The sequence below is a fragment of the uncultured Acetatifactor sp. genome (assembly GCF_948601915.1).
In the GTDB taxonomy this organism is placed as follows: domain Bacteria; phylum Bacillota; class Clostridia; order Lachnospirales; family Lachnospiraceae; genus Acetatifactor.
Window position 1 is genome coordinate 1 of sequence record NZ_CAPDXS010000216.1, and the last position, 6183, is coordinate 6183.

Genomic DNA, 6183 nt, shown 5'->3' on the forward strand with positions numbered 1-6183 from the left:
TTCTTCATCCTATCATGGCGGCATTGAGCGTCACTTTTTTCAGGAAGTTCACATTGATAAAAGGGGCAGACATCTCTGCCCGCCCCTGTGTCGGAGGGTTCAGGTGCATCGGGCAATCTTCTCTTCCGCCTCCGCCACCATATCCTTTAGTCCCTCGGAAACCTCGATTTTCTGGTAATCGGCAAAGCACTTCGCCATGACTGCAAGCCTGCCGTTAACCTTTTCCAGCTTCGTGGAGCCCATGTCGCAGAACAGCCTATAGTCATCGAACAGGGCATCCTCCTCTATGAAGAACTCCCACCACTGCCTGAAATACCTGGTCAAGAAGCATCATGGCCAGCAGGCACCGCTGGTCATCGGAAGCTTTAAGCTGTGCAGGTTAAACTTATAAACTGTTATGCATCGCAGCACCATCTCTGGTGCCGCCTAAACATAAGAGATGTACGTCCATTACCGTGGGGTAGCCACAAAATACATTAACCGTTACAACGCATTATTCTCGATTGCATTCCGGTGTGCAAACAGCCTGGCAGACTCTCTGTTCCATTCTCTGTGTAACATTGGAAACGGCTGCTTTTGGCATGGTGTATACGATATTCACAACTACAACCTAGTAGTGCTGTGAAGCAATACCAACATATTTATTGACTAACACCGATTCTATTTATACTGCTTAACGATTTCACTTGCCGTGAAACCAGACTGCATAACGCTGGCTGGTTCAATCGCATGATTACATTAGGCAGGATTCAGCGTTATGCAGTATACCTTTCCCGCCATCTCCTTTTGAACCGGAGCGGCACATAGCTGCGCCACGCATCCCTCCGTGCCCCATAAGCCTTCACTCCGGAACCGAGACGCCCTCTTCGGACAGGTACCCCCTGGCCAGGGAACAAGCCCCCTCCACCACATTTCCCCCTTCCGCGTCGATGCCGCCCGTAAAGCCGACTACGACCACGTCTCCGACTGCGATGCCCTCGAACTCTATGTGGCGGCTGATCCGCACGTCGTCCAGATAGATTTTGAAGCGCATGCCCTCCTTTTCGTCAGAGCACAGTATGGTATCATCCACTAAAATATACCGATCCGTGATTTCGGCAAGGGTACCGGCAAGGGAGGATGTGTAGGGCTCCGGCTCGGCTTCGATACCGTTTTCGGCCGCGTAAGAGAAGATCCGCTCCGCGGCTTCCCTGCCGATCCGGAAGAGATAGGCATAATCGAATACGTTCGTCCAGATATAGCCGTCCTCCGTGACGCGGAACACCCCCTTGTAGACGCCCAGCGCGTCAGAGGTGGCGGTGAAGCTCAAGCTCCTGCCATTTTCGGTCCAGCCGTCATCCTTGATGAATTCAGCGCTTCTGCAGGCGTTCAGCACCTCCCAGACATATGCGTCATCCTTTAGCCTGAAATGCCCCTTTTCCTCATATCCGTCATATTCCGTAAAATGCTCCAGGGGCAGGGTACGCTCCAGCGAATAGTCGTCCAGCATCTGGCCCAGGTCTGCCGGAGGCGCATATCCGCCATGACCGAATACATAGTATCCCTCGTCCAGCTCTGCCGCCACGATTTTGTCTTCCGAAATCCCGATGACCCGATGCACCTCCACTGTCATATGATGCTCCTGGCCGGTATAGGCATCATAGCCCCCCACATCATATCTGCCCAGCGCATCGCCGACACGGGAGGCCGCGACAGGCCCTCTCGAAAGGAATTCCTCTCCGTCCATGGCCAGGGTAGTGTACTGCTCGGAAACCGTCTTATATTCCCAAGGCCATTCCATGGCAGACTCGCCTGCCGTGATATCCATATTTTTGTACTCCCGCGGAATCCCTCCTATGGAGACCCGGACGGAATCATCCTTCCGGGGAAGCTCTATCCCCGCAATGGCCAAAAGGGAGAGGCATGCCGCCGCGGCGCACCATCTCAGCCAGGCCGCCCTTCTCCTTTTCGGCATAGCGTCAGCCGCCTCTACATAGACAGAATCAATAAGCTCCATCTTGTCCAAAAGCTCGTTTCCCCTCATATCCAGTAGCCCTCCTTTTCAAGATACGCGCGAAGCTGATTGCGGCATCGAAAGAGCGTGGTCTTCACCTTGCTCTCCGACAGTGAAAAGCGTTGGGAGATGTGTGCAATGGAATCCAGATACCAGTACCGGCGTATGAAGATGTTCCTCTTCTCCTGGCCCAGCGTGCCGAGGAACCCGTTGATCGCTTCGCGGAGCGCCATGTCGTCCACGCGGCTTTCCACATCGTCCGGGGCCGGGATGCATTGCTCCATCTCCGCGCTGAGTTCACAGATGAATGCGCTTCGCTTCAGTCGGCTGCGGCTGCGGCAGCAGTTCAGGGAGATATGGCGGGTGATCCGCGCCAGAAAAGCGTAGAGATAGCTTCTGGGTTCGTGGGGCGGAATCGCGCTCCATGCTTCCATGTAAGTATCGTTTTCGCATTCTTCGGCAGTCTGTGGGTCATTGACAATCCCATAGGCCAAGGACCGCAGACGGTTCCCATATTTTTCAGATGTATGCCGCACGGCCGCCTCGTCGCGGCCCAGGTACAGGTCGATGATCTTGCTGTCCTCCAAGGCTCTCGCCCCCTTTCTCTTCCTGTCGGAATGCCTCTACCTTAATAAGCACCGTTCCGGGTGGAAAGGTTACCGGGTCTCCGGAATCTTTTCGTCATCAGCGCAAAGAGGGAATACCCGAAGATATCCCCTCCCTACATGTTGAATCACGCTACTATAGCCTATACAGAACTATCGTCCACCAAAACAGCGTACTGCTCAGAGATACCCTCGCGCCCTAAAAGATATGCTTTCATTTCATCTACGGACGCAAACCGGCTGAGCTGGAACGGCAGTATGGGGTCTGTTTTCTCAAAGAACAGGACTCCCTCATCCTCCTCGAACATAATGCCCGCATGGTAATTGAATACAGATTCGTCTTCAACGCTCCAGAGGGAAACCAAGTGCACCGACCCGCCCCCGAACACCGCGCCATTGCCCTGCCATGCCTGCAAAACGGTGTCCTCCACAGTGCCCTCCATCTGAATCCGCCTAAACAGGATATCGTATTTATAGGCTTCTTCCTTTAGGTACTCCGGAAGCTCGCGGGCTTCCTGCCTCTCACCTGAACTTTCCGTTTCCTGTGCCTGAAAGAAGCTGTGGTATAGCATAAAAGCCGCCTGTCGGCAGTTTATATCCTCGAATTCCTGCTGCGTGTATTGATTGATGGCATTCGTATAATCATAAATCTTCTGATAGCTCTTTGCGGTCTGCTGCCAGCCATTCACCAAAGCTTTTTTCGAAAAGGCGCCGCCAGAATAAATGCCCACATATTCCAACACTGCCTCCGCATCCCGATCCGGTATTCCGGCAGAAGCCATCAGTTCCGAGAACTCCGTCATGTCCTCCTCGGAAATCAGGTTGTTGTACTGATAACCCGCCCTGCCGCACGAAACAAAAGACAGCAAGAGAAAAATACCTGCCACCCCCGCTATGGCTGCTCTGCAAAGATATCTTTTCATACTATTCAGCCCCAACTCTTTCTCACCAGTCAGAGGAATGCTCCCAGGCCCCCGGCATTTCACCTGAATCACCGACAACCCACATTTGTTCCAATACCTTCCGGGACATCGGACAGACATTCCCATTGCTTATCAAAAGAATTCGCCCTAAATAGGTAACTTCCTTTTCCTTGACAAAAATAGCGCTTTCATCTTCCATAGCGCAGATAGGCAGATTCTGTTCCATGGAAATCTGCGACAAAATCTGCAGCAGCTCCCGGTTTTCCTGCGCTGCATGCGCCTTTATCGTAATATCGGCCAATCCCAGCCCCTCATAAGGCACATGGGATTCCCATATGTCCAGGGCCCGTTTTGCCATGTTGCCCGCGCCTGCGCTCACCCCTAAAACAGCAGCGGCGCTTTTGCGGATTCCATCCCATATGTCTTTGTCACGAATCAGCTGAAACTGCCGGACCCCATGGCCGCCCATCAGAAAGATGCAGGACGCCTCCTGAATAAGCCGCCTGGCATCATCCACAGCCGTCCTGTCGTCAATCACGCTGTATCGCCCAAAGGGCATGCCGCATTCCTCAAACATGGCATGCATTCCGGTGGAGTCGCTGTCATTCCTCTCATAATCGGATGGCCATGCGCTTACAAAAACAAGGCTATCCCGGACAGCCAGCTCTTCCCGGAGCCGTTCCGCAATGCCAACCGGAAAATGATGGGTCGGAAAACCGCTGAAAAAACCTAAAAATCGAGCACGCATCCCTGACCTAGCCCTCCCTGAAAAAATCTTCCGCCAATATTGCATACATTACCTTGTCAAATATTCCATTGTTGCATTTACATCCCTGCCGCAATGTCCCCTCCCACTTCATGCCGGCCTTTTCCTGCATTTTACCGGAAGCCGGATTTTCATTTGCATGCCAGGCATAGATTCGGTTCATCCCGACTTCTCGAAAGAAAAACTCGATGACCCTTTTGGTTGCCTCCGTCATCAGGCCCTGATTCCACCAGCTCCGCCCGATCTCACATGCTAATTCGACCTGGCGCAGCTCATCGTCCGGATGCATTCCGAAATATCGTCCGATCACTTCTCCGGTCTCCTTTAGCTGAATGGCCCAGCTATAGCGGTCACTCTTCTCATACGCGCTCAGCCAGTTGTGCGTGAACATATTTGCGTTCGTCATCACATCCGCGATACAGTTCATTGGCGCATAATTTGTCCATTTCCAGACTTCTGTATCATTCCAGCAATTATAATAAATCTGTTCCAGGTCTTCTTTTTGAAATCGCCGCAATATCAGACGCGGTGTCTCCAGATATACAGTTCCCTTATGCGTCATCGCTTCTCTCCTACCTCCTGGCAAAATGTCTTCAGCCATGTCTGGTCCCGCACAAGAATGTCCATGGGCGAAATGAGACGGACCTCTTCTCTGTCCCGGGGTGTACGGTTCTCAAGCATTTCCGGCAATATCAGGCCAGCCTTTCATAAGCTCCTTGAAATCATGAATCGAATCTCCTCCCAGAAACGATGCCCCTCTCTTTCTATGGCATATCTTCATTATACAAAAAGCTTCTCCTGTTTACAATAGAATTTTGATAATAGAATCTATCCTAAAAAAACTGTTCCGTCTTCTATGCATGTCAGACAGCGGAACAAGAAGCACATCAGGACAAGGTATTGAATGATATTGCCATGCGTGAAAATAATGAATTGGAGAAAAAATATGAAGTCAGATAGAAATTCTTAAAAACATATTGAAATAATTCCGTTTTCACCGCATAATCAATATCAGAGGGAGGAGTACAAAATGGCAGGCTGGATTGTAGCGCTGCGGCATGCTAAAAATCAAATAGAAAGCGAGGAATTACCCATGACATTAGCACAAGAAAGGACCTATACGATAGATGACATATACTCCCTGCCTGAGGGCCAGAGGGCGGAGCTGATTGACGGACGGATGTATATGATGGCTCCACCGATAAGGATTCACCAGAAGCTGGTTTCGCAATTTACCAAAATCATCGGGAACTACATCGACGCAAGGCATGGCACCTGTGAAGTCTATCCCGCCCCCTTCGCTGTATTTCTGAATGAAGACGACCTGAACTATTTGGAGCCGGATATCAGCGTCATATGCGACAGAGGCAAACTGAATGACAGGGGCTGCAGCGGAGCCCCGGACTGGGTAATCGAGATAACCTCCCCGTCTAACCCCCAAAACGATTATGGGATAAAATTATTCAAGTACCGCACTGCCGGCGTCAGGGAATACTGGATCGTGAACCCCCAAAAGAACACTGTCATGGTATATGACCTGGAGAATGAGGAAAAGTCGAACCAATATACTTTCGAGGATGATGTCCCGGTATGTATTTATGATGACTTAAGCATCAGGGTGTTAGATTTGTTATAAAAATGTTGCAACATCGCAACTCCCGCACCATGACAATATGATTAAAGAGCGCGGGATTGTATGACAAAGATAGAAGCACAGGGCAGGAAGGGTAAGGATACGGGAGCTTGACCTGGTCTTCAAATCCGGTTTCAAAATAAGGCACCAAAAGGCCGCAAACCCTTGATTTCACTGGTAAAATCCCGGATTTGCGGCTTCCATCAAAAAATCGGGGTGACAGGATTCGAACCTGCGACCTCCTGGTCCCAAACCAGGCGCTC

7 protein-coding genes are annotated in these 6183 nt (G+C 51.1%); 1 reads left to right on the plus strand and 6 read right to left on the minus strand.

The window, feature by feature from the left end:
* Positions 1-99 precede the first annotated feature (99 nt).
* From Q2B33_RS22830 to Q2B33_RS22855, 6 genes are all read right to left on the minus strand, one after another.
* Positions 100-324, minus strand: a complete 225-nt coding sequence (locus Q2B33_RS22830; RefSeq protein WP_300792116.1) for a hypothetical protein — start codon at positions 322-324, stop codon at positions 100-102.
* 517 nt (positions 325-841) lie between these two features.
* The gene (locus tag Q2B33_RS22835) at positions 842-2023 is read right to left on the minus strand and encodes a hypothetical protein (RefSeq protein WP_300573516.1); all 1182 of its coding nucleotides are present in this window, start codon (positions 2021-2023) and stop codon (positions 842-844) included.
* Positions 2020-2580, minus strand: coding sequence for an RNA polymerase sigma factor (locus Q2B33_RS22840; protein WP_251208836.1), 561 nt, complete (start codon positions 2578-2580; stop codon positions 2020-2022). The genes Q2B33_RS22835 and Q2B33_RS22840 overlap by 4 nt, the downstream gene beginning before the upstream one ends.
* A gap of 161 nt (positions 2581-2741) precedes the next feature.
* Positions 2742-3521 (minus strand): DUF4300 family protein, encoded by a 780-nt coding sequence (locus tag Q2B33_RS22845; protein ID WP_300573523.1) that lies wholly within the window; start codon positions 3519-3521, stop codon positions 2742-2744.
* Between the two features lie 22 nt (positions 3522-3543).
* Complete coding sequence (locus Q2B33_RS22850; protein ID WP_300573526.1) at positions 3544-4098, minus strand: Type 1 glutamine amidotransferase-like domain-containing protein; 555 nt, start codon at positions 4096-4098, stop codon at positions 3544-3546.
* A 178-nt stretch (positions 4099-4276) separates the two neighbouring features.
* The gene (locus tag Q2B33_RS22855; RefSeq protein ID WP_300789258.1) at positions 4277-4888 is read right to left on the minus strand and encodes a GNAT family N-acetyltransferase; all 612 of its coding nucleotides are present in this window, start codon (positions 4886-4888) and stop codon (positions 4277-4279) included.
* Positions 4889-5380: 492 nt separating this feature from the next.
* Here Q2B33_RS22855 and Q2B33_RS22860 point away from each other — a divergent pair, with 492 nt between their 5' ends.
* On the plus strand, positions 5381-5923 hold the full coding sequence (locus Q2B33_RS22860) for a Uma2 family endonuclease (RefSeq protein ID WP_300573532.1): 543 nt from the start codon (positions 5381-5383) through the stop codon (positions 5921-5923).
* Positions 5924-6183: the final 260 nt, after the last annotated feature.